This window comes from Burkholderia sp. KJ006 (assembly GCF_000262695.1).
GTDB classification, from domain to species: domain Bacteria; phylum Pseudomonadota; class Gammaproteobacteria; order Burkholderiales; family Burkholderiaceae; genus Burkholderia; species Burkholderia vietnamiensis.
In genome coordinates this window covers 2,275,563-2,294,767 of record NC_017920.1, presented here as the reverse complement: position 1 = coordinate 2,294,767, position 19,205 = coordinate 2,275,563, and the positions used below count along the sequence as shown (strand labels likewise).

16 protein-coding genes are annotated in these 19,205 nt (G+C 68.0%); 6 read left to right on the top strand and 10 right to left on the bottom strand.

Annotation, left to right across the window (positions count from 1 at the left end; translation table 11 throughout):
- Positions 1-192: 192 nt before the first annotated feature.
- Positions 193-1,086: a tRNA glutamyl-Q(34) synthetase GluQRS gene (gene gluQRS, locus MYA_RS10335; protein ID WP_014723401.1), complete on the bottom strand. Its 894-nt coding sequence runs from the start codon at positions 1,084-1,086 to the stop codon at positions 193-195.
- 22 nt (positions 1,087-1,108) lie between these two features.
- Positions 1,109-1,963, bottom strand: a complete 855-nt coding sequence (locus tag MYA_RS10330) for a sulfurtransferase (RefSeq protein WP_014723400.1) — start codon at positions 1,961-1,963, stop codon at positions 1,109-1,111.
- A gap of 224 nt (positions 1,964-2,187) precedes the next feature.
- Here MYA_RS10330 and dnaE point away from each other — a divergent pair, with 224 nt between their 5' ends.
- The 3 genes from dnaE (at position 2,188) to MYA_RS10315 (ending at position 8,542) form a co-directional block, all read left to right on the top strand.
- Positions 2,188-5,721, top strand: a complete 3,534-nt coding sequence (dnaE, locus tag MYA_RS10325) for a DNA polymerase III subunit alpha (RefSeq protein ID WP_014723399.1) — start codon at positions 2,188-2,190, stop codon at positions 5,719-5,721.
- Between the two features lie 228 nt (positions 5,722-5,949).
- Positions 5,950-7,038 carry a glycosyltransferase family 9 protein gene (locus tag MYA_RS10320; RefSeq protein ID WP_041493870.1) on the top strand — a complete coding sequence of 363 codons (1,089 nt, stop codon included), beginning with the start codon at positions 5,950-5,952 and terminating at the stop codon, positions 7,036-7,038.
- Positions 7,039-7,363: 325 nt separating this feature from the next.
- The gene (locus MYA_RS10315; RefSeq protein ID WP_014723397.1) at positions 7,364-8,542 is read left to right on the top strand and encodes a glycosyltransferase family 9 protein; all 1,179 of its coding nucleotides are present in this window, start codon (positions 7,364-7,366) and stop codon (positions 8,540-8,542) included.
- Between the two features lie 228 nt (positions 8,543-8,770).
- Here MYA_RS10315 and MYA_RS10310 read toward each other — a convergent pair whose 3' ends face one another.
- From MYA_RS10310 to MYA_RS10300, 3 genes are all read right to left on the bottom strand, one after another.
- On the bottom strand, positions 8,771-10,054 hold the full coding sequence (locus MYA_RS10310) for an O-antigen ligase family protein (RefSeq protein ID WP_011885595.1): 1,284 nt from the start codon (positions 10,052-10,054) through the stop codon (positions 8,771-8,773).
- Positions 10,055-10,185: 131 nt separating this feature from the next.
- Entirely contained in the window at positions 10,186-11,028 is an 843-nt protein-coding gene (locus tag MYA_RS10305; protein ID WP_011885594.1) for a glycosyltransferase family 2 protein, read from the bottom strand.
- A 136-nt stretch (positions 11,029-11,164) separates the two neighbouring features.
- Positions 11,165-11,917, bottom strand: a complete 753-nt coding sequence (locus tag MYA_RS10300) for a glycosyltransferase family 2 protein (protein ID WP_011885593.1) — start codon at positions 11,915-11,917, stop codon at positions 11,165-11,167.
- 207 nt (positions 11,918-12,124) lie between these two features.
- On the opposite strand from MYA_RS10300, the gene msbA reads away from it, so the two are divergent.
- Together msbA and MYA_RS10290 are read left to right on the top strand one after the other, a co-directional pair.
- Positions 12,125-13,876, top strand: a complete 1,752-nt coding sequence (gene msbA, locus MYA_RS10295) for a lipid A export permease/ATP-binding protein MsbA (protein ID WP_041493869.1) — start codon at positions 12,125-12,127, stop codon at positions 13,874-13,876.
- Between the two features lie 101 nt (positions 13,877-13,977).
- Complete coding sequence (locus MYA_RS10290) at positions 13,978-14,370, top strand: RcnB family protein (RefSeq protein WP_011885591.1); 393 nt, start codon at positions 13,978-13,980, stop codon at positions 14,368-14,370.
- A 74-nt stretch (positions 14,371-14,444) separates the two neighbouring features.
- Here MYA_RS10290 and MYA_RS10285 read toward each other — a convergent pair whose 3' ends face one another.
- The 5 genes from MYA_RS10285 to MYA_RS29600 form a co-directional block, all read right to left on the bottom strand.
- Complete coding sequence (locus MYA_RS10285; protein ID WP_014723395.1) at positions 14,445-15,008, bottom strand: FUSC family protein; 564 nt, start codon at positions 15,006-15,008, stop codon at positions 14,445-14,447.
- Between the two features lie 37 nt (positions 15,009-15,045).
- Positions 15,046-16,314: an MFS transporter gene (locus tag MYA_RS10280; RefSeq protein WP_014723394.1), complete on the bottom strand. Its 1,269-nt coding sequence runs from the start codon at positions 16,312-16,314 to the stop codon at positions 15,046-15,048.
- Entirely contained in the window at positions 16,311-17,273 is a 963-nt protein-coding gene (locus MYA_RS10275; RefSeq protein ID WP_014723393.1) for a PRC-barrel domain-containing protein, read from the bottom strand. The genes MYA_RS10280 and MYA_RS10275 overlap by 4 nt, the downstream gene beginning before the upstream one ends.
- A gap of 267 nt (positions 17,274-17,540) precedes the next feature.
- Positions 17,541-17,876: a YggL family protein gene (locus MYA_RS10270; protein WP_011885587.1), complete on the bottom strand. Its 336-nt coding sequence runs from the start codon at positions 17,874-17,876 to the stop codon at positions 17,541-17,543.
- A 266-nt stretch (positions 17,877-18,142) separates the two neighbouring features.
- On the bottom strand, positions 18,143-18,553 hold the full coding sequence (locus tag MYA_RS29600; RefSeq protein WP_011885586.1) for a hypothetical protein: 411 nt from the start codon (positions 18,551-18,553) through the stop codon (positions 18,143-18,145).
- Positions 18,554-18,647: 94 nt separating this feature from the next.
- On the opposite strand from MYA_RS29600, the gene MYA_RS10265 reads away from it, so the two are divergent.
- Positions 18,648-19,196, top strand: coding sequence for a pentapeptide repeat-containing protein (locus tag MYA_RS10265; RefSeq protein WP_014723391.1), 549 nt, complete (start codon positions 18,648-18,650; stop codon positions 19,194-19,196).
- The last annotated feature ends 9 nt before the right edge of the window (positions 19,197-19,205 follow it).

Here is a 19,205-nt window from a genome sequence, read left to right as displayed (position 1 = left end):
CGGTTCCCAACAATTCCCGACGGTCCTCCGCAGTGCGGCGTACGGCGGCGCGGTTGCCAACCGTGTGCGAGGCGTTCGGGTCGGCGCGCGATGCCACAAGCGGCTTGCGACGTCCGCCGCAGGCCGTGCTCGAAGGGACCAAGCCGCCGCTGACTGCGACCTACGCGCAGCGAGCCGCCGACACGCTTTGCATCACGCGCTTCGCGGCCCGAAACGCCGTGCCCACGCAGCGGTTGCGGCCGCGTAGAACGACTCGAGCGTGTCGCCCGCCAACTCGCCGTCGCCGGCGAGGCCGAGGTGTGCGGCGGCGGCACGCAGCGCCGGCAACGGATCGTCGCGTTCCAGCGCGAGCGCGCCCGTCTGTTTGCTGAGCTTTTCGCCGTTCGCATCGACGACGACCGGCACGTGCAGATATGCGGGCGTCGGCACGCCGAGACAGCGTTGCAGGTAGATCTGGCGCGCGGTCGAATCGAGCAGGTCGGCGCCGCGCACCACGTGGGTGATGCGGGCGTCGGCATCGTCGACCACGACTGCGAGCTGATACGCCCATTGGCCGTCGGCGCGCTTGAGCACGAAATCGCCGACTTCGGTGGCGAGGTTCTGCTGTTGCTCGTGCTGCCAGCGATCGTCGAACCGGATGATTGCGTCGGCGCCGTCGGGCACGCGCAGCCGCCAGGCACGCGCCGGTTTGCCGTGCAGCCCGATGCGGCAGGTGCCCGGGTACGCGAGCGTCGTATGGCGCTCGTGCGCGGCGCGCAGCGAATCGGCGATTTCCTTGCGCGTGCAGCCGCACGGGTAGACGAGGCCCGCGGCGCGCAGCCGCTCGAGCTCGGCCGCATAGCGCGCGTCGCGCGTGCTTTGCCATACGGGCGGCTCGTCGGGCGTCATGCCGAAATGCGCGAGCGTCGCGAGGATGTCGTCGTCGGCGCCCGGCACGGTGCGCGGGCCGTCGATGTCCTCGATCCGCACGAGCCATGCGCCGCCGTGTGCGCGCGCGTCGAGCCAGCTCGCGAGCGCGCCGACCAGCGAGCCGAAATGCAGGGGGCCGGTCGGCGACGGCGCGAAGCGGCCGCGGTAGCCGTTCATCGGGAGCCGCAGCGGCCCGTGCTTACGCGGCCGCTGCGGCCTGCGCGCACGCCGGGCACGACTTGCCGGGCACGTAGTCCGGCGATTGCTGCGCTTGCGGCGTGACGACCGCGCGGCAAGCGAAGCACGTGACGTTCTCGGTCGGCTGCAGTTGCGGGTTCAGCGCGGTGCGGTAATCGAACACGAAGCAGTCGCCGTGGTAGTGCGCGCCGCCGACTTCCTCGAAGTATTTGAGGATCCCGCCTTCGAGCTGGTACACGTGGTCGATGCCGATTTCCTTCATGTGGATCGCGGCCTTCTCGCAGCGGATGCCGCCGGTGCAGAACGACACGACCGTCTTGCCTTCGAGATCGGCGCGGTTCGCGTCGATCACTTCGGGGAACTGGCTGAACTTGTCGATCCGGTAGTCGAGCGCGTCGTCGAACGTGCCGACGTCGACCTCGAACGCATTGCGGGTGTCGAGCATCACGACCGGGCGGCCGTCGTCGTCGTGGCCGCGGTCGAGCCACGCCTTCAGCGTGCGCGCGTCGACCGACGGCGCGCGGCCGAGTTCGGGCTTGATCGCGGGCTTCTTCATCGTGATGATCTCGCGCTTCAGACGCACGAGCATGCGGCGGAACGGCTGCGAGTCGGACAGGCTTTCCTTGAACTGCAGCGTCGCGAATTTGCCTTCGAACAGCGGATCGTGGCGGAGGTAGTCGACGAACGCGTCGGTCGCTTCGCGCGGGCCGGCGATGAACAGGTTGATGCCTTCCGGCGCGAGCAGGATCGTGCCGCGCAGGCCGAGTTCGTTGCAGCGGGCGGTGACGAGCGGGCGCCATTGCTCGATCGCGTCGAGCGACACGAAGTGGTAGGCGGCGAGGTTGACGATGGTCATGATGGTCCGACGGGAAAACGGCCGCGGCCGTGCGGCGCACGCACGGCGGCCCCGCAAAAAAGGGTGCGAAGCCGGGACGGTGATTCGAAAACCCGTATTATCCCGCAAACCGGTCGCGCTCCGACACCTGGCCGTTCGGATATGGCGCCGCGTGCATCGGCCGAACGGCCAGGCACGGGGATTTTTTGGGCAGCCGTCGCGGCGACGCGGCTACAATATCGCCCATGTCAGATCCCCGCTTCGTCCATCTCCGCGTTCACTCCGAATTCTCGATTGCCGACGGCATCGTGCGTCTCGACGACATCGTCAAGGCCGCTGCCGCCGACGGTCAGGGTGCGCTCGCCCTCACCGATCTCGGCAACGCGTTCGGCCTCGTCCGTTTCTACCAGGAAGCCCGTGGCAAGGGCATCAAGCCGATTGCCGGCTGCGACGTCTGGATCACGAATCCGGACGATCGCGACAAACCGTCGCGCCTGCTGCTGCTGGTGAAGGACAAGACCGGTTATCTGAATCTGTGCGAGCTGCTGTCGAAGGCGTGGCTCACGAACCAGTACCGCGGCCGGGCGGAGCTCGACGCGAGCTGGCTCGACGGCGAGTTGTCGCAAGGGCTGCTCGCGCTGTCGGGCGCGCAGCAAGGCGATATCGGGCTCGCGCTGGCGGCCGGTAACGAGGAAGCCGCGCGCCGTCACGCGCAGCGCTGGGCCGAGGTGTTTCCCGGCGGCTTCTACATCGAGTTGCAGCGTTACGGCCAGCCGGGCGCCGAGGCCTACATCCAGCAGGCCGCGACGCTCGCCGCGTCGCTGCAGCTGCCGGTCGTCGCGACGCATCCGATGCAGTTCATGACCGAGGACGATTTCACCGCGCACGAAGCGCGCGTGTGTATCTCCGAAGGCGACATGCTCGCGAATCCGCGGCGCCAGAAGCGCTTCACGACCGCTCAGTACTTCCGCACGCAGGACGACATGGTCGCGCTGTTCGCGGATATTCCGTCGGCGGTCGCGAACACGGTGGAAATCGCGAAGCGCTGCAACCTGAAGCTCGAGCTCGGCAAGCCGAAGCTGCCGCTGTTCCCGACGCCGGACGGCATGTCGCTCGACGATTACCTGGTCCAGCTGTCGAAGGAGGGGCTCGAGAAGCGCCTCGAGCAGCTGTACCCGGATGTCGCCGAGCGCGATGCGCAGCGCGACACCTACTACAAGCGGCTCGAATTCGAGTGCGGGACCATCACGAAGATGGGCTTTCCCGGCTACTTCCTGATCGTTGCCGACTTCATCAACTGGGCGAAGAACAACGGCGTGCCGGTCGGTCCGGGCCGCGGCTCGGGCGCCGGCTCGCTGGTCGCGTACGCGCTCGGCATCACCGATCTGGATCCGCTGCGCTACAACCTGCTGTTCGAGCGATTCCTGAATCCGGAACGCGTGTCGATGCCCGACTTCGACATCGACTTCTGTCAGCACGGCCGCGATCGCGTGATCCAGTACGTGAAGGAGAAATACGGTGCGGACGCCGTGTCGCAGATCGCCACGTTCGGCACGATGGCCGCGAAGGCGGCCGTGCGCGACATCGGCCGCGTGCTCGATCTCGGCTACATGTTCACCGACGGCGTTGCGAAGCTGATCCCGTTCAAGCCGGGCAAGCACGTGACGATCGCCGACGCGATGAAGGAAGAGCCGCAACTGCAGGAGCGCTACGACAACGAGGACGAGGTACATCAGCTGCTCGATCTCGCGCAGCGCGTCGAGGGCCTCACGCGTAACGTCGGCATGCACGCGGGCGGCGTGCTGATCGCGCCGGGCAAGCTGACCGATTTCTGTCCGTTGTACACGCAGGGCGACGACGCCGGCGTCGTCAGCCAGTACGACAAGGACGACGTCGAAGCCGTCGGCCTCGTGAAGTTCGACTTTCTGGGCCTCACGACGCTGACGATCCTCGACTGGGCCGAGCGCTACATCCGTCGCCTCGACCCGACCAAGGCCGACTGGTCGCTCGCGCAGGTGCCGCTCGACGATCCGGCGTCGTTCCAGCTCCTCAAGAAGGCCAACACGGTCGCGGTGTTCCAGCTGGAAAGCCGCGGCATGCAGGGCATGCTGAAGGACGCGCAGCCCGACCGCTTCGAAGACATCATCGCGCTCGTGTCGTTGTACCGTCCGGGGCCGATGGACCTGATCCCGAGCTTCTGCGCCCGCAAGCACGGGCGCGAGAAGGTCGACTATCCGGATCCGCGCGTCGAACCCGTCCTGAAAGAGACCTACGGGATCATGGTCTATCAGGAGCAGGTGATGCAGATGGCGCAGATCATCGGCGGCTACTCGCTCGGCGGCGCGGACTTGCTGCGTCGCGCGATGGGCAAGAAGAAGCCCGAGGAGATGGCCAAGCACCGCGAGATCTTCGCCGAAGGTGCGGCGAAGAACGGCCTCACGCGCGAGAAGTCCGACGAGATCTTCGACTTGATGGAGAAGTTCGCGGGCTACGGCTTCAACAAGTCGCACGCGGCCGCGTACGCGCTGCTCGCCTATTACACCGCGTGGCTGAAGGCGCACCATCCGGCCGAATTCATGGCGGCCAACATGACGCTCGCGATGGACGACACCGACAAGGTGAAGATCCTGTTCGACGACTGCGTCTCGAACAACCTCGTGGTGCTGCCGCCCGACATCAACCAGTCGCATTACCGCTTCGAGCCGGTTGCGCAGGCCGACGGCACGCGTTCGCGCACGATCCGCTACGGCCTCGGCGCGGTGAAGGGCAGCGGCCAGAATGCGATCGAGGAAATCCTGCGCGCGCGCGAGGAGAAGCCGTTTGCCGATCTGTTCGACTTCTGCGAGCGGGTCGACCGGCGCATCGTCAACCGTCGCACGGTCGAGGCGCTGATCCGCGCGGGCGCGTTCGATTCGCTGAACCCGAACCGCGCGCAGATGCTCGCGTCGGTTCCGCTTGCAATGGAGGCGGCCGAACAGGCCGCTGCGAACGCGATGCAGGCCGGCCTGTTCGACATGGGCGCCGAGTCGCCGCACGCGCATGCGCTCGTCGACGAACCGGCGTGGGACGACAAGCGCCGGCTGCAGGAAGAGAAGGGCGCGCTCGGCTTCTACCTGTCCGGCCACCTGTTCGACGCGTATCGCGACGAAGTGCGCCGGTTCGTGCGGCAGAAGGTGGGTGATTTGAAGGAAGGCCGCGACAAGCTCGTCGCGGGCATCATCGCTTCGCTGCGCACGCAGATGACGCAGCGCGGCAAGATGCTGATCGCGTTGCTCGACGATGGGTCGGGGCAGTGCGAAATCACGATCTTCAACGAGCAGTTCGAGGCGAACAAGGCGCTGTTCAAGGAAGACGAGCTGCTGATCGTGCAGGGGCAGGCGCGTAACGACGCGTTCACCGGCGGCATCCGCTTCACGGCCGACACGGTGATGGATCTCGAACGCGCGCGCAGCCGCTATGCGCAGGCGGTGCGGCTGACGATGAACGGCAACGCCGATGCGGCGGTGCTGCGCCGCGTACTCGAGCCGCACGTGTCGAAGGATGAACCGGGCGCCGCCAACGTGGTCGACGCCCCCGCGCCGCGCGGCGGCGGGCGCGACGGCGGCCGTCGCCCGCAGGCGCCGCTGCCGAACGGGCTCGCGGTGCAGATTCACTACAGCAACGCGCGCGCGCAGGGCGAAATGCGTCTGGGCGATGCGTGGCGCGTGAAGCCGAGCGACGCGTTGCTCGCGGAGCTGCGCGCGACGTTCGGCGGCAGCGTCGTCGAAATCACGTACTGAACGCCTTGTTGCCGGCTTGATCGCCTGCGGCCCGCTGCATCGCGATCGCGCGGTGCAGCGGGCCGTTTTGTTCGGGGCAGGGATTGGGGCCGTCATCCGGACGCTATACAATCGGTCGCTCGCCACCCAGCGGCGGCGCCGCGAGCCTTTGCGCCGCGCCAGGGGCAGCAGGTAGGGCGGGGGCTTCCTCCGGCCGTAACGATAAAAAACGACAGCTACATTACATCGATGGCCAACGGTAAGCCGAGGGGCCGGATCCTCGTGATCCGGATTGATTTTCTGGGCGACATGCTTTGCACGACCGCATTTCTGAGTGCCTTGAAGCAGCGCTGGCCCGAAGCGGAACTGCACGTGGTCGCGAACCGCTACAACGCGGCAGTCCTCGCCGGCAACCCGCATGTGCATACCGTCCATACCTACGTGTATAGCCGGCAATGCGAGCGCAACGATCGTCCTGGGCGCATGCGCGCGTTCGTCGACCGGCTGCGGCTCGTGCGCCGGCTGCGCCGCTTGCGGTTCGACCTCGTCGTCGTGCCCAATGGCGGCATGCACCGCAGCAGCATCCAGTTCGCGCGCCAGCTCGGCGCCAAGGACTGCCGCTGGCACGATGCGGACTCCGAATTCGACGATCGCAAGCCCGATCATGTCGCGACACGGCCGATCGCCCATGAGGCACTGTCGGGCTTCCGGCTCGTGCCGGAACTCGGCCATACCAACCTCGACGGTCTCGCGCTGTCCGTTTATCCGGATCGTGCGCTGCAAGACACCTGGCATCGACTGCTCGGGCCGCGCGGCAAGCCGCGTGTCGGGCTGTTCGTGTCGAACAAGGCGGCGGAGCGCCGCTGGCCGGCCGACCGCTGGTGCGAGCTGGCGCGGCGGCTCGGCGCGATTGCCGATGTGATCGTGTTCCGCGATCCGGTCGTGTCGGCCGCCCACGATGCCGATGCGCACGCGTGGCGAGACGTGGACGCGCGGCACGTCGCGCCGCCGTCGGTCGCGGAGATGATGGCGGCGGCGAGCCTGCTCGACGTGATCGTGTCGGCCGACAGCGCACCGGTGCATCTGGCGTCGGCGCTCGGTGTGCCGGTCGCCGCGCTGTTCGAGGACCGTCCGGAGAAGTATCTGCGCTGGCATCCGGTCGGCGTGCCGCACATGATTCTGCGGGCCGGTGCGACGGTGGAAGCGATCGGCGTCGACACGCTGGAGCGTGCGGTGCGCCATCTGTTGACGCAGCCCGTGCAGATTGATGCAGCGCCGGAGCGTGCGCTGCCGCCGGGTGGCGCAACGGCTGAGTTTGCCAGCGCCTCGGCTTCGTAATTCGCGGTGCGCCAGCGTTGCGTCGCTGCGGGTGCCGCGTTTGCTGGCCGGTGCGGCGCATCGCGCTGCTTGCCGCACTTGGAACACCTTGGGCGGCTTGTGAAGCTTCGATGAGGCATGGCGTGGATGCGCCGGGTCGCGAGCCCCGAGCCCCAAGCCCCAAGCCCCAAGCCCCAAGCCCCAAGCCCCAAGCCCCAAGCCCGCGTGCCGCAGGCCCGCACCGTGCCCAGATGTGATCGCCGTCCATCGCCAGTACGCCACGCCTGCCGCCGCAAAATCCTGTACATTGCGAGCCTTGTTCAGCCAGCTAGCCGGATCCATCGCCGTGGCCCTGTTTTCCTCCGCCCGCCCGCCCAGAACCATTCTCGTTGCCGCACCGCGCCGGATCGGCGACGTGCTGCTGACGACGCCGCTCGTGCGTTCGCTGAAGGCGCGCTGGCCCGACGCGCAAATCGACATGCTGGTGTTTCGCGGCACCGAAGGCGTGCTGGAGCACAACCCGGACGTGCGGCGTGTGATCGTCGTCGCCCAGCGCGCGCGGTTCAGCGAGCGGCTGCGCGACGCGCTGTCGATCTGGCGCCGCTACGATCTCGCCTGCGCGGCACTGAGTTCGGACCGCCCGCGCTTCTACAGCTGGTTTGCCGGCCGCAAGCGCGTTGGCCTCGTCGACCCGAATCGCGTCACGTGGCTCACGCGGATGATGCTCGACGGAATCGCGATCAATCACCACGAATCCGCGCACACGGTCGTCAGCACGCTCGCGCTCGCGCCGGTGATCGGCATCGAGCCGGTGTCGGAGGTCGTTGCGCCCGGAATCGGCGACGACCCGGCGCGGCGCGCGCGCTTCGATGCGTGGCTCGCGGAATCGCCGGCGATTCGCGACGGCAGGCCGCTCGTCGTGCTGCATCCGTATCCGATGTTCCGCTACAAACAATGGCGGCTCGACGGCTGGGTCGAGATGATCGACTGGCTGCGCGGGCAGGGATTCGCGGTCGCGCTGTCGGGCGGCCCGGCCGATCGCGAGCGCGAATATGCGGAGCAGGTCGCGGCCGAGGCGGGCGGCGACGTGCTGAATCTGGTCGGCCGCCTCACGTTCGGCGAGAGCGCGGAGCTGGTGCGGCGCGCACGCCTGTTCATCGGCCCCGATACCGGCGCGACGCACGTCGCGGCCGCGACGGGAACCGACACGATCGCGCTGTTCGGCCCGTCCGATCCGGTGCGCTGGGGGCCGTGGCCGCAGCACTGGCCGCCGACCGAAAATCCGTGGGCGTTGCGCGGCTCAGGCCGGCACGGCAACGTGTGGCTGCTGCAGGGCGAAGGTGATTGCGTGCCGTGCCGGCACGAGGGCTGCGAGCGTCACGTCGACAGCCGCAGCGACTGCCTCGCCCATCTCGGCGCGCAGCGCGTGAAGGCCGCGGCGGCCGAGATGCTTGGGCTGAATCCGCCGGACCCGGCGGGTGTGATCATCGATACGTCGCGGCTCGATCGGGCGCGTCGGGACTGACGCGTACCAGCCGCACGGTTTGCAGAGCTGAATACGGGTGGCGACGCACGCGTGCCGCCGTACACGAGACGGTGCGGCAGGCGACTCTGTGACCGCCAGTCGCCAGTCGCCAGTCGCCAGTTGCCAGTCGCCAGTTGCCAGTCGCCAGTTGCCAGTCGCCAGTTGCCAGTCGCCAGTTGCCAGTCGCCAGTTGCCAGTCGCCAACCGCCAACCGCCAACCGCCCAGCCTCAGGCGCTGCGCCGCAGCGCCGCCGTCTCGCGCGGCAGCGTGTCGCTGCGCGCCGCGCCGCAGCCGAGCAGGATGCCGGCGAGCAGCACGAGCAGATGCCCTTCGGCGAAATCGAGCAGCAGCGAGTTCGCGAGACTGCCGATCGTGAAAATCGCGAGCCACGCGAGCAGCAGATGCTTCGAGCGCGGATCCAGCCCACGGCTGCCGCGCGCGATCTGCACGATCAGGTTCACGAACAGCAGCACGCCGATCGTGCCGAGCTGCACGGCCATCAACAGGTACTCGTTGTGCGGATTCGACGTGAGCTGGCCTTCGGCGGCCGTCTTGCCGGCCGCGAGCTTCTGGAATTCGAACTCGAGGCCGCCGGCGCCGTAACCGATCACCGGACGCATCCGATACAGCTCGAGGCCCTTCTTGTACCACTCGAGACGCAGCCCCGTCGACGTCACGGCGTCGGTCTGCCGGTACTGCTGCACTTCGGAGACGACCTTCGTGAGCCGGCCGTTGTGCACGGTACAAGCAGCGGCGACGAGCGCGGCGCCCGCCAGCACCAGCGCGCCCGCGGCGAGGCTGGCGCGCAGCGGCGACTGGCGGCGCAACACCAGCACGAACCGCACGGCCACGACGAGGATCAGCAGCAGCGCGATCACCTGCCCGGTGCGGCCCTGAAGCATCACGAAGACGTTGATCAGCGACCACGCGGCCACGCCGGCGTAGGCCGCGCGCGCGAGCGCGCTGCGCGCCGACAGCGCGAGGTCGGCGGCCTGGTAGAACAGCAGCGCGCCGAACATCCCGGCCGCGATGTGGTTCTTGAACACCCACGCGCGCGACAGCGGCAGCTCGGTCGAATGCGCGGGCCCGATCGACGTCAGCCCGAGATAGTTGGTCGTCGACAGCACCAGGATCACGCACAGCGTGCCGAACCACGCACGGCGCACGATCGGCGCCCAGTTCGAGTGGCGGAACGCGAGCGCGGCAAACGGCAGCAACAGCAGCTTGTCGTACTTCGCGACCCAGTTCCACGCCTTCGGGTGCGGCGCGACCGTGTACGTGATGCTCGCGGCGAGCGCCGCAAGAATCAGCAGCGCCGCGAGCGACGCCGGCTCGGTGACGAACGAGCGCAGCTCGCGCCAGAATTCAGGAGAGATGACGAGCGCGGCCGCGAACAGTCCGCAGAACACGTTGGTCAGCGCGGTCGACACGGGCACCATGCAGAGCGCGATGACGGCGAAGGCGCGGGCGGCGGTGAGGCGCCGCGTGGCGGAGGCGGAAAACGAAAGCATCGGAACCTGTCGAATGAACGAATGCGGCGTGCGGGCGTCGCGCTGTTGCCGCGCGCTACGCCGGCACCCGGGGGCGAAGCGCGCAGTATACGCGAAGCCGCCCGGGCCTCAGCATCGTTGCCGGGGCCGACTCAGCTGAACGCGCGCTTGATCCGCGAGCGCAGCAGCGCACGCTTGAGCCGCCCTTCGACGGCCGGCGTGTCGAGGGCGACGCGCGAGCCGGCGGCTTCGCCGCGATGCAGGTAATAGCGGTCGAAGGTTGCCTGCGTCATGCCCCATTTGTTCAGGAACTGACGGCGCCCGTCGTTCTTGACGATCTTGCCGGTGCTCTTCTGCTGGAAGTGATAGACGAGGCTGTCGCCGACGCCGAGGAAGATCCGGCAGCCGGCATCCCAGAATTTCATCGAGAAGTCGTTGTCGCTGCTCATCCCGGGCGACAGCTCGCTGCTGTAGCCGCCGATGCGGTGCCACCAGTCGCGGTGCACGAGCGTCGGCGGCCACGTCGAGCCGAGCCAGTCGGCGCGGGCGAGTCGCGGCGCGGCCGCGACCAGCCCCGCCGCGTCGAAATGTTCGGCATCCCGGCCGAAATTGCTGACGACGACGCACGGATTGCGCGTGTCGACCGGCTCGACCATCGTGCCGGACAGCATGAACAGATCGGTCGGCATCTGCTCGATGCGGCGCACGAGCGCGGCGTCCCAGCCGGGGCAGCAGTACATGTCGTCGTTCATGTAGACGACGTAGTCGCGCGTCGCGCGCGCGGCGGCGAGGTTCACTGCGTGGCAGATGCCGATGTTGGCCGGCGACGCGGTGTGCTCGATGCCTTCGCTGCGCACCCAGTCGAGCGTGCCGTCCGAGCCGTCGTTCACGTGCACGATGATCTGGTGGTCGAACGCGGAATGGCGGCGCAGGCTGTCGACGACGAGCTTGAGGTACGGCAGGTTGTTCCAGGTCGGAATGATGATGGAGAACATGGCAGGTCGAGTCGGTGGTCGTCGTGTCGGCGGCGCGGGGCAGGGCTCGCGCCGCGCGGGCAGCCCGGCATTGTAACGCCGGGTCGGCCCGATTCCCGCACGCCGGCTGCCACAGGCGGCCGGCGTGCGGCAGCGCTCAGCGCGCCGTTTCGTGGCCGAGCTTCAGGAACCGGTAGTACACCGTTTCCGCGTTGAAGACGGCGATCATGAAGCCCGCTCGGCCATCGAGGAAGCCGCGCCGCAGCACGTAGGTGCGCACGAACGCCCATGCGCCGCGCGCGAGCGCCTTGCCGAAGCCGCCGCGCTGGCCGGCCGCGCGGCGCTGGCGCGCACCCGCGGTCGAATAGGCATCGAGCTTGCGCACGACCGTTTCGAAATCCTCGTACGAATAGTGCATCAGCTTGCCGGCCAGTCGCTGCGCGGGCGTGTCGAACACGAGCCGTTCGTGCACCAGATCGTCGGAAAAGCGCGCCGTGCCGCGCCGGAACAGCCGCGGCACCCAGTCCGGATACCAGCCGCTGTGGCGGATCCACTGGCCGCAGAAGCTCGACAGCCGGTCGAGCGCGTAGACCTGGGCGGCTGGCGCGCGGATCGCCGCGCGGATCGATTCGGCGAGTTCGGGGCTCACCACCTCGTCGGTGTCGAGCGACAGGATCCAGTCGGTGTCGAGCGCATCGAGCGCGCGGTTCTTCTGCGGACCGAAGCCCGGCCAGTCGCGCTCGACGATCACGCGCGCGCCGTGCGCGCGGGCGATCGCGACGGTATCGTCGGTGCTGCCGCCGTCGATCACGACGATGTCGTCGGCGAAGGTCAACGCGTCGAGGCATTGCGCGAGCCGCGCGGCCGCGTTGAGGGCGATGAGAGCGACGCCGAGGGTGGGTTCTGCCATGAAATCGTCGAAAGGGCGGAGAAAACGGTGAGCGGGAGTATACCCGCGCGTCGGCAGCGGCCGTGCCCGCGGGGGCGGTGCAGCTATAATGTTGGGCCTTTTTCGGCACCCGCCGGACGAGGCGAATCCCTGGCGCCGACGCGCCGGGCGCCGCGTCGCGGCTCAAGAAGGATTGCCTTGGAAACCCAGAACACTCTTCGCAAACCGATGGACGGCGCCAGCACGTCGCCGGTCACGGTCCTCAAGCGCCTGTGGCCGTACATCCGGCCGCTGATCGGCATCGTGGTGCTCGCCGTGATGACGATGGGCGTCGTCGCCGCCACCGAGGCCGGCATTCCGGCGCTGCTCAAGCCGCTGCTCGACCACGGGTTCGGTTCGCACGGCAGCGATCGCGCGAAATGGTACGTGCCGATCGCGGTGATCGGGCTCGCGCTCGTGCGCGGCGTGTCGCAGTACGCGTCCAATTACCTGCTCAACTACGTATCGAACCGCATCCTGCTGCAGCTGCGGCTCGAGATGTTCCAGCGGATGATCCACACGGGCGCGTCGTTCTTCCAGCGCGAGACCGCGAGCACCGTGATCAACGCGATCGTGTTCGAGGTCAACCAGATCCTGTCGGTGCTGACCGGCGTGATGGTCACGCTCGTGCGCGATTCGCTGACCGTCGTGTTCCTGCTCGGCTACCTGTTCATCCTGAACTGGCGGCTCACGCTGATCGTCGCGGTGATCCTGCCGGGCATCGGCTGGCTGGTCAGCAAGATCAATCGCCGCCTGCGCCGCCTGAACCGCGAGCACCAGACGCTGACCAACGAGCTGTCGTACATCGTCGAGGAGACGGTCGGCGGGTACAAGGTCGTCAAGGTGCACAACGGCGAAGCGTACGAACTCGACCGCTTCACCTCGATGAGCAAGCGCCTGCGCGGCTATGCGATGCGCATGACGATCTCCGGCGGCCTCGCGCAGCCGCTCACGCAATTCCTCGCGTCGATCGCGCTCGCGGTGGTGATCACGATCGCGGTCGTGCAGTCGACGAACGACCAGACGACGGTCGGCGGCTTCGTCGCGTTCGTCACGTCGATGCTGCTGGTGATTTCGCCGCTCAAGCATCTGATCGACGTGAACCAGCCGCTGCAGCGCGGCATGACCGCCGCCGAGCTGATCTTCGGGCTGATCGACGAGCCGGCCGAGCCGCAGGGCGGCGGCCGCGAGCTGCCGCATGCGCGCGGTGAGATCGAATTCCGCGACGTGTCGTTCGACTACGGCGCGGCCGAGCGGCCGACGCTCGACCGCATTTCGTTCAAGGTCGCGCCGGGCGAGATGATCGCGCTCGCGGGGCCGTCCGGCAGCGGCAAGACGACGCTCGTGAACCTGCTGCCGCGCTTCTTCGATCCGACCGGCGGCACGATCCTGGTCGACGGCGTGCCGGTCCGCGACTTCGACATCCACGCGCTGCGCGGGCAGATGGCGATGGTCAGCCAGGACGTGGTGCTGTTCAACGACACGATCGCCGCGAACGTCGCGTACGGGCAGACGCCGGACCGCGCGCGCGTCCAGGCCGCGCTCGAAGCCGCGAACCTCGCCGACGCGGTCGCCGCGATGCCGGACGGGCTCGACACGCTGGTCGGCGGCAACGGCATGCGCCTGTCGGGCGGCCAGCGGCAGCGGCTCGCGATCGCGCGCGCGATCTACAAGGACGCGCCGATCCTGATCCTCGACGAGGCGACCTCCGCGCTCGACTCCGAATCCGAGCGTCACGTGCAGGCCGCGCTCGAACGGCTGATGGAAGGCCGCACGACGCTCGTGATCGCGCACCGGCTGTCGACCATCGAACGCGCGGACCGCATCCTCGTGCTCGAGGCCGGCAAGATCGTCGAGTCCGGCAGCCACGACGAATTGCTGCGTCACGGCGGGCTCTATGCGCATCTGCATCGAATCCAGTATCAGCAGCAGGCGGCCTGACGTTCGACACATGCCCCGTGCGCCCCGCGTGCCATGTGCTAGCCTTGATCGTGCAGGCCCGGTTGTTTCCTGTTCGGCATGACGACACGGAGGGAAGAACGATGACGAAGATGCACGGGATGATGCTGGCCGCGCTGGTCGCGGCAGGTTTCGCGGCGCCGGCCGCGATGGCGCAAGGTCACGGGAACCAGGGCAACTACGGCGATCACGGCGGCCCCGGCATGCACCGCGGCCACGGCCCGAAGCACATGCCGCCCGGTCAGGCGATGCATCGCGACGACGACGTACCGCCGCGCTGGGCCGATCAGCCTCGCCGCGACTGGCACCGGGGCGACCGGCTGCCGCCCGAATTCCGCGATCGCCAGTACGTCGTCGACGATTGGCGCGGCTACCATCTGAGCGCGCCACCGCGCGGCTATCAGTGGGTCGGCGTCGGCGGCGATTATCTGCTCGTGCAGATCGGCTCGGGCATCGTGTTGCGGGTCGGCCCCTAACCGTTTCGCCCGATCGCTGCCGCACCAGGCTGCCGGGGCCGGCGCCCCGGCGATCGCCTCGCGTGCGGCCGGACCTAGCCCGCGGCGCGGCGAAACCAGCGTCGCTCGATCAGCGACATCGCCCAGCACACGCCCAGCGCGCACACGGTGCCCAGCGCCACTTCGCCTAGCCGCATCAGCGGAATGTCCCACAGCGGGCCGTTGCCCGGAAACAGCAGCACGATCGTCGCGGTCACGCCGCCGAGCCGTGCGGCGCTCCCCACGTTCAGACACCAGCACACGACGATCGCAACGGCGACCGTGATCGCATACGCGAGCAGCCGGTCGCCGCCGAGCGCGGCGCCCGCGAAGCCCGTCAGGCCACCGATCATCGCGCCGATGAACTGGTCGCGCGACAGCGACATCGTGTCCGAGTAGTTGTGCTGCGTGACGGCGATCGCCGTAATGGCGGCCCACACGGCCTGCTCGGTGTGCAGCGCGCGGCCGATCGCGAAGGCGAGGCACGCGCTGCAGACGGCCTGCAGCGCCATCAGCGCGCCTTGCGCGAGCCGTTCGCCGAAGGTCAGCCCCTTGAGCAGATCGAAGATCGACTGCTGGATCTGCCGGCGGGCTTCGTTGAATGTCCTGATCGTATTCATCTGGTCGGTCGGGGAAACAGCGGACAGCAGCGCGGCGTCAGTGCGCCTGTTCGGGCGACGCGGGCGCCGGCTCGCCGACGTTCGCGTCGCCGTTTTCGACGCGCGTTTCCGGCATCGCGAGCCACACGAGCAGCACGGCCAGCGCGCCGGCCGCGGCCAGCCCGAAGAAGCTGACGGCGTTGCCGAAGTGATCGGCGACGTAGCCGGCCACTGCCGTGCTGAGCGTCGCGCCGATGCCGGCCGCGAGGCCGAACAACCCGATGCACAGGTTGTAGCGGCCCTTGCCGGCGGCGACGTCGGCCGCGATCAGCGGCAGCATCACGCCGAACACGGCCGCGCTGATGCCATCGAGCATCTGCACCGGCACCAGCAGGTAGGGGCTGCCCACGCCGGCAAACAGCAGCGCGCGCACCGGCAGCGCGGAGAAGCCGAGCAGCAGGATCGGCCGGCGGCCCCAGCGTTGCGCGGAGCGGCCGACCCACGGCGACAGCATCGCGACGATCGCTTGCGGCACGATGATGCACGCGGCGATCACGAGCTGCACGTTCTCGCCCATCCCGGCCGTGACTTCGCCGGCCGCCAGGTTCAGCATCGCCGCGTTCGACAGGTGGAACAGCACGACGCACGCCGCGAAGGTCAGCATCCGGCGATCGCGCAACAGCTCGAGCAGCGTCTCGCGATCCTCGCCTTCGTCGGCATCGTCGCGCTCGTCGGGCTTCGACGCATGCGGGATCACTTCGTGCGTCGGCTGGATCATCGCGAGCGCGAACAGCGCGGGCAACGCGAGCACCGCGGTCAGCCAGAACACCGCGCGCGCGGAGAAATACTCGCCGGTGAGCCCCATCAGGCCGGCGGCCACCGCGCTGCCGATCGAGGCCCAGCGCGCGTTGCGGCCGAGGCGGTCGCCGAGGTCGGCGCGGTCCACCAGCGAAAACGAAATCGCGGCCATCGCCGGCACCAGCATGCAGCTCGCGAAGCCGTGGAACACCTCGGCCGCGATCACCGGCACGATCGTCGGGCTCGACGCGAGCAGCACCGCGGACAGGATGATGGCCGCGATCGCCCATGCGGCCGCGCCTTTCTTGTTCTTCAGCGCATCGACCGCGGCGCCGCCCGGCACCTGGCTGACCATCGCGCTGATCGTGCCGATCGACAGCACCATGCCGATCTCGCCCTGCGTCCACTTGTGCGACGCGAGGTAGGACGCGATGAACGGCCCGAATCCGGTTTGAACGTTTGCAACGAAGAAGTTGAGCCAGTCGAGCGCCCGGAGGCTGCGCACGCTGACGGCATGCTTGATCGTCATCGGGCAGCACTCGCAGGCGAAGCCGGCACGGCGGCAGGCGGTGGCGATACCACGACGATCGGCTTGTCGGCCGCATAGGGCGGCGCCGCCTTGATCTGCGCGTCGTTCAGGTCGAGCTGCGGATGCAGCGCCTTGTCGCGCGTGACGAAGCGCAGCGCGCCCCAGCTGGCCACAATCGAGCGTCGCTCGGTATTGACGAGGCCGCCGAGGTCGAGCACGACGGCCTGCGGCTGCGCGCCGCGGTCGATCAGCACGTCGATGACGCGGCCGATCTTCGTGCCGTTCGGGCGTTCGACGTCGCTGTCGAGCATCGGCAGTCGCGTCGCCGGCGACGCCGCGGCCGAGCCCGACAGCGGCACGGCCTTGGGCCGTGCGGCGGGCGGCAGGTCGCCCGCCGGCACGTCGAGCACGATCGGCTCCTGCTTGCCGCCCGGCGTGAAGCGGAACACGCTCCACGGGAAGCTGACCTTACGGTCGCCGATGCCCATGAAGCCCTGCAGATTGACGATCATCTCGCGCGGCTTGCCGCCCGCGTCGACGACCATGTCGACCGCGCGGCCGACCACCTTGCCGTTGCGGCGGGCGACTTCGCTGTCGAGCAGCGCGTGGATCTGCGAACGCTCGATCGGACGCGTTGCAACGAGCGGGGGCGGCGGTGGGGGCGGCGGCGTGGGCGATTCGGGGCGCTGCACGGGCTTCGGGCGCGTCACCTCGCGGTGCGGCTTCTTCGGCGCTTCCTGTCCTTCGGGCTGTACGAGCGGCGGGACGGGCGGCATCGTCAGCGGTTCGCCGGCGGTTTCGCCGATGGGCTCGACGAGCGCCTCGCTGATCGGCGCGGGCGGATTCTGCACGGGCAGCAGCCCGCAGCCGGACAGCAGTGCGGCGGCCGCGAGAGCGACCATGACCGTCGACGACGGGAACGACATGCGGGATGCGGGAAACGGAAGTCCGCCGCTCATTGACACTCACTCCATGGGTCGGGGGGCGGGCCGTCAGGCTCGCGTCTGGCGATGGATGGCGGGTGCGGGCGGCGCACCACGCGAGGTGAGAGTTTAACGTGTCTTCCTTTCAGCACCCGATTTCTGCCGAGGAATGGGAGCGGGGCGCGGGGATTGCGCCGAACGGCGGGAACGGGAAGGGGCGGGGAAGGGTGCGGAAGCGCGCCTGACCGCGTGGCGGCGGACAGGCGGCGTCGGTGGTGGACGGGCCGGGCGGCCCCTGGAACGTCAGGCGTCCGGGTACCACGCGTCGCTGAATTCGCTGACCTGCACGTCGGTCAGCTCGGCGCGGGCGGCGAGCCATGCGCGCACGGTCTCGCGGTCGGCGTCGGTGGTCGTGCCGCGCGGCGCGCCGGAGATCACGTATGCGCCGATGCCTTCGTCGGCGGATGCGACGGTCAGCAGGCCGTTCGCTTCGACGAAGTCGATGAAGGCATCGATCAGCTGGCCGCGCTCGAGGTCGGACAGCTCGGTGCGGTATTGCGCGGTCGCGTTGAACGCGAGCTCCTGGAATTCGCCGATGTGGAGCTTCTTGCGTTGGCGGCGGTTGTGGCTTTTGCTCATGGTGTAGGTGCTGAGTGAATGCGGGGTGGAAAAGCGCAGCGCACCGGCGGGTGCGGAACGATTTGAGGCGTGCTGCCGTGATGCGAGATGATACGGGAAGGTTAGCGCTGCCGTCCGCGCCGCCAAAGGAGCATCGTCGGTTTACCTAAACAAACCTCAATATTTCGGGGCGGCCGCTGTTCGTCGATTGCGGATCGTCATCGGGCGGGCCCCATCGGGACTGATCGGGCGCTCCTGTCGTGCTCCAGCGCTCCGATCGGGCGATGCTACTTGCCGGTGCAGCATTTGTTCGGGCAATCGGGTTCAAACGAGATTTCTACGCGCCGCCCGTTGTCCACATCGCCGTGCGAATAGACTCGCGCACTCGTTTTGACGGTGCCACGCAGGAAGCCCAGTTGCTCGAGCAACGTTCGCCCTGCTTCCAGGCGAGACCGAGCAAGTTTCGATGCCTGGTGCTCGGCTTCTTCAGCGTGGCCGCTGACGAGTGTTGCTTCGTCAGTGGTGTGATTGGCGTAAGTGATCTGCTGATCGATTATCCAATTCGTCAGGCGAACGATCTCTGCATTCGGAACCGTCGAGCTGTTCGCGGGAAAATAAATATCGAAATTCTCGCTTGCGGTGCATGCAAATGAGGAATTGGATAGGGCGAGAAGTAGCGGGGTAAGATATTTATGCATTGTAGATTACATATTCTGCGATGCTGTCGGCATTGTTGATTGCCTGTTCCGGATTTTCGGTTCCAAGAGTCAAACACTTGTCCATGAAGTAGCGGTGATCTTTGGTTCCCATGGTGTCAAATTCGGATCGAACGACGCCCGCGGCTCCAATTTCTCGGGCGCCCGATTCGTCGAATGCAATTTTTCTGCGACACGGCTCGACGACGCGCGTCTGGTCCGAACGTCGTTCGAGAACTGCGACCTGAGCGGCGTCGATTTCCGAGGGGCGAACCTGGAAGGCGTGGATTTTCACGGCGGCACGTTCTGGAGCGCACCCGACGGATCGGTGCTGGACCAAACGAAGTTCGACGACACGCCGGAGGCGCGCCGTACGATCGAACGGAGCACGATCGCGAGAAAGGACCGGATCGAATGGTGCCCGGTTGCCCCGCGCGCCGACGCAGAACCGGCTTCGCTCGTTTCACGCACGCGGCTGAAAGGCAGGCCGGGCGAAGTCGTGCCGCGGAGCGGCTGGTGGATCAGCCCGGCGCTCGGGAGCGAGCAGGGGCGGCGCTATTTCAGCGCCGGAGAGAAGTTTCCGGACATCGAGTCGACCAGCTGGGGGCGCGTGATCTGGAGTTACAACGCCGACGATCGACGTTGAGGTCGACGC

Coding starts and splice junctions, on each gene's coding strand:
- gluQRS (WP_014723401.1), bottom strand. CDS start 1,086: ATGAACGGCTACCGCGGCCGCTTCGCGCCGTCGCCGACCGGCCCCCTG.
- MYA_RS10330 (WP_014723400.1), bottom strand. CDS start 1,963: ATGACCATCGTCAACCTCGCCGCCTACCACTTCGTGTCGCTCGACGCG.
- dnaE (WP_014723399.1), top strand. CDS start 2,188: ATGTCAGATCCCCGCTTCGTCCATCTCCGCGTTCACTCCGAATTCTCG.
- MYA_RS10320 (WP_041493870.1), top strand. CDS start 5,950: ATGGCCAACGGTAAGCCGAGGGGCCGGATCCTCGTGATCCGGATTGAT.
- MYA_RS10310 (WP_011885595.1), bottom strand. CDS start 10,054: ATGCTTTCGTTTTCCGCCTCCGCCACGCGGCGCCTCACCGCCGCCCGC.
- MYA_RS10305 (WP_011885594.1), bottom strand. CDS start 11,028: ATGTTCTCCATCATCATTCCGACCTGGAACAACCTGCCGTACCTCAAG.
- MYA_RS10300 (WP_011885593.1), bottom strand. CDS start 11,917: ATGGCAGAACCCACCCTCGGCGTCGCTCTCATCGCCCTCAACGCGGCC.
- msbA (WP_041493869.1), top strand. CDS start 12,125: ATGGACGGCGCCAGCACGTCGCCGGTCACGGTCCTCAAGCGCCTGTGG.
- MYA_RS10290 (WP_011885591.1), top strand. CDS start 13,978: ATGACGAAGATGCACGGGATGATGCTGGCCGCGCTGGTCGCGGCAGGT.
- MYA_RS10285 (WP_014723395.1), bottom strand. CDS start 15,008: ATGAATACGATCAGGACATTCAACGAAGCCCGCCGGCAGATCCAGCAG.
- MYA_RS10280 (WP_014723394.1), bottom strand. CDS start 16,314: ATGACGATCAAGCATGCCGTCAGCGTGCGCAGCCTCCGGGCGCTCGAC.
- MYA_RS10275 (WP_014723393.1), bottom strand. CDS start 17,273: ATGAGCGGCGGACTTCCGTTTCCCGCATCCCGCATGTCGTTCCCGTCG.
- MYA_RS10270 (WP_011885587.1), bottom strand. CDS start 17,876: ATGAGCAAAAGCCACAACCGCCGCCAACGCAAGAAGCTCCACATCGGC.
- MYA_RS29600 (WP_011885586.1), bottom strand. CDS start 18,553: ATGCATAAATATCTTACCCCGCTACTTCTCGCCCTATCCAATTCCTCA.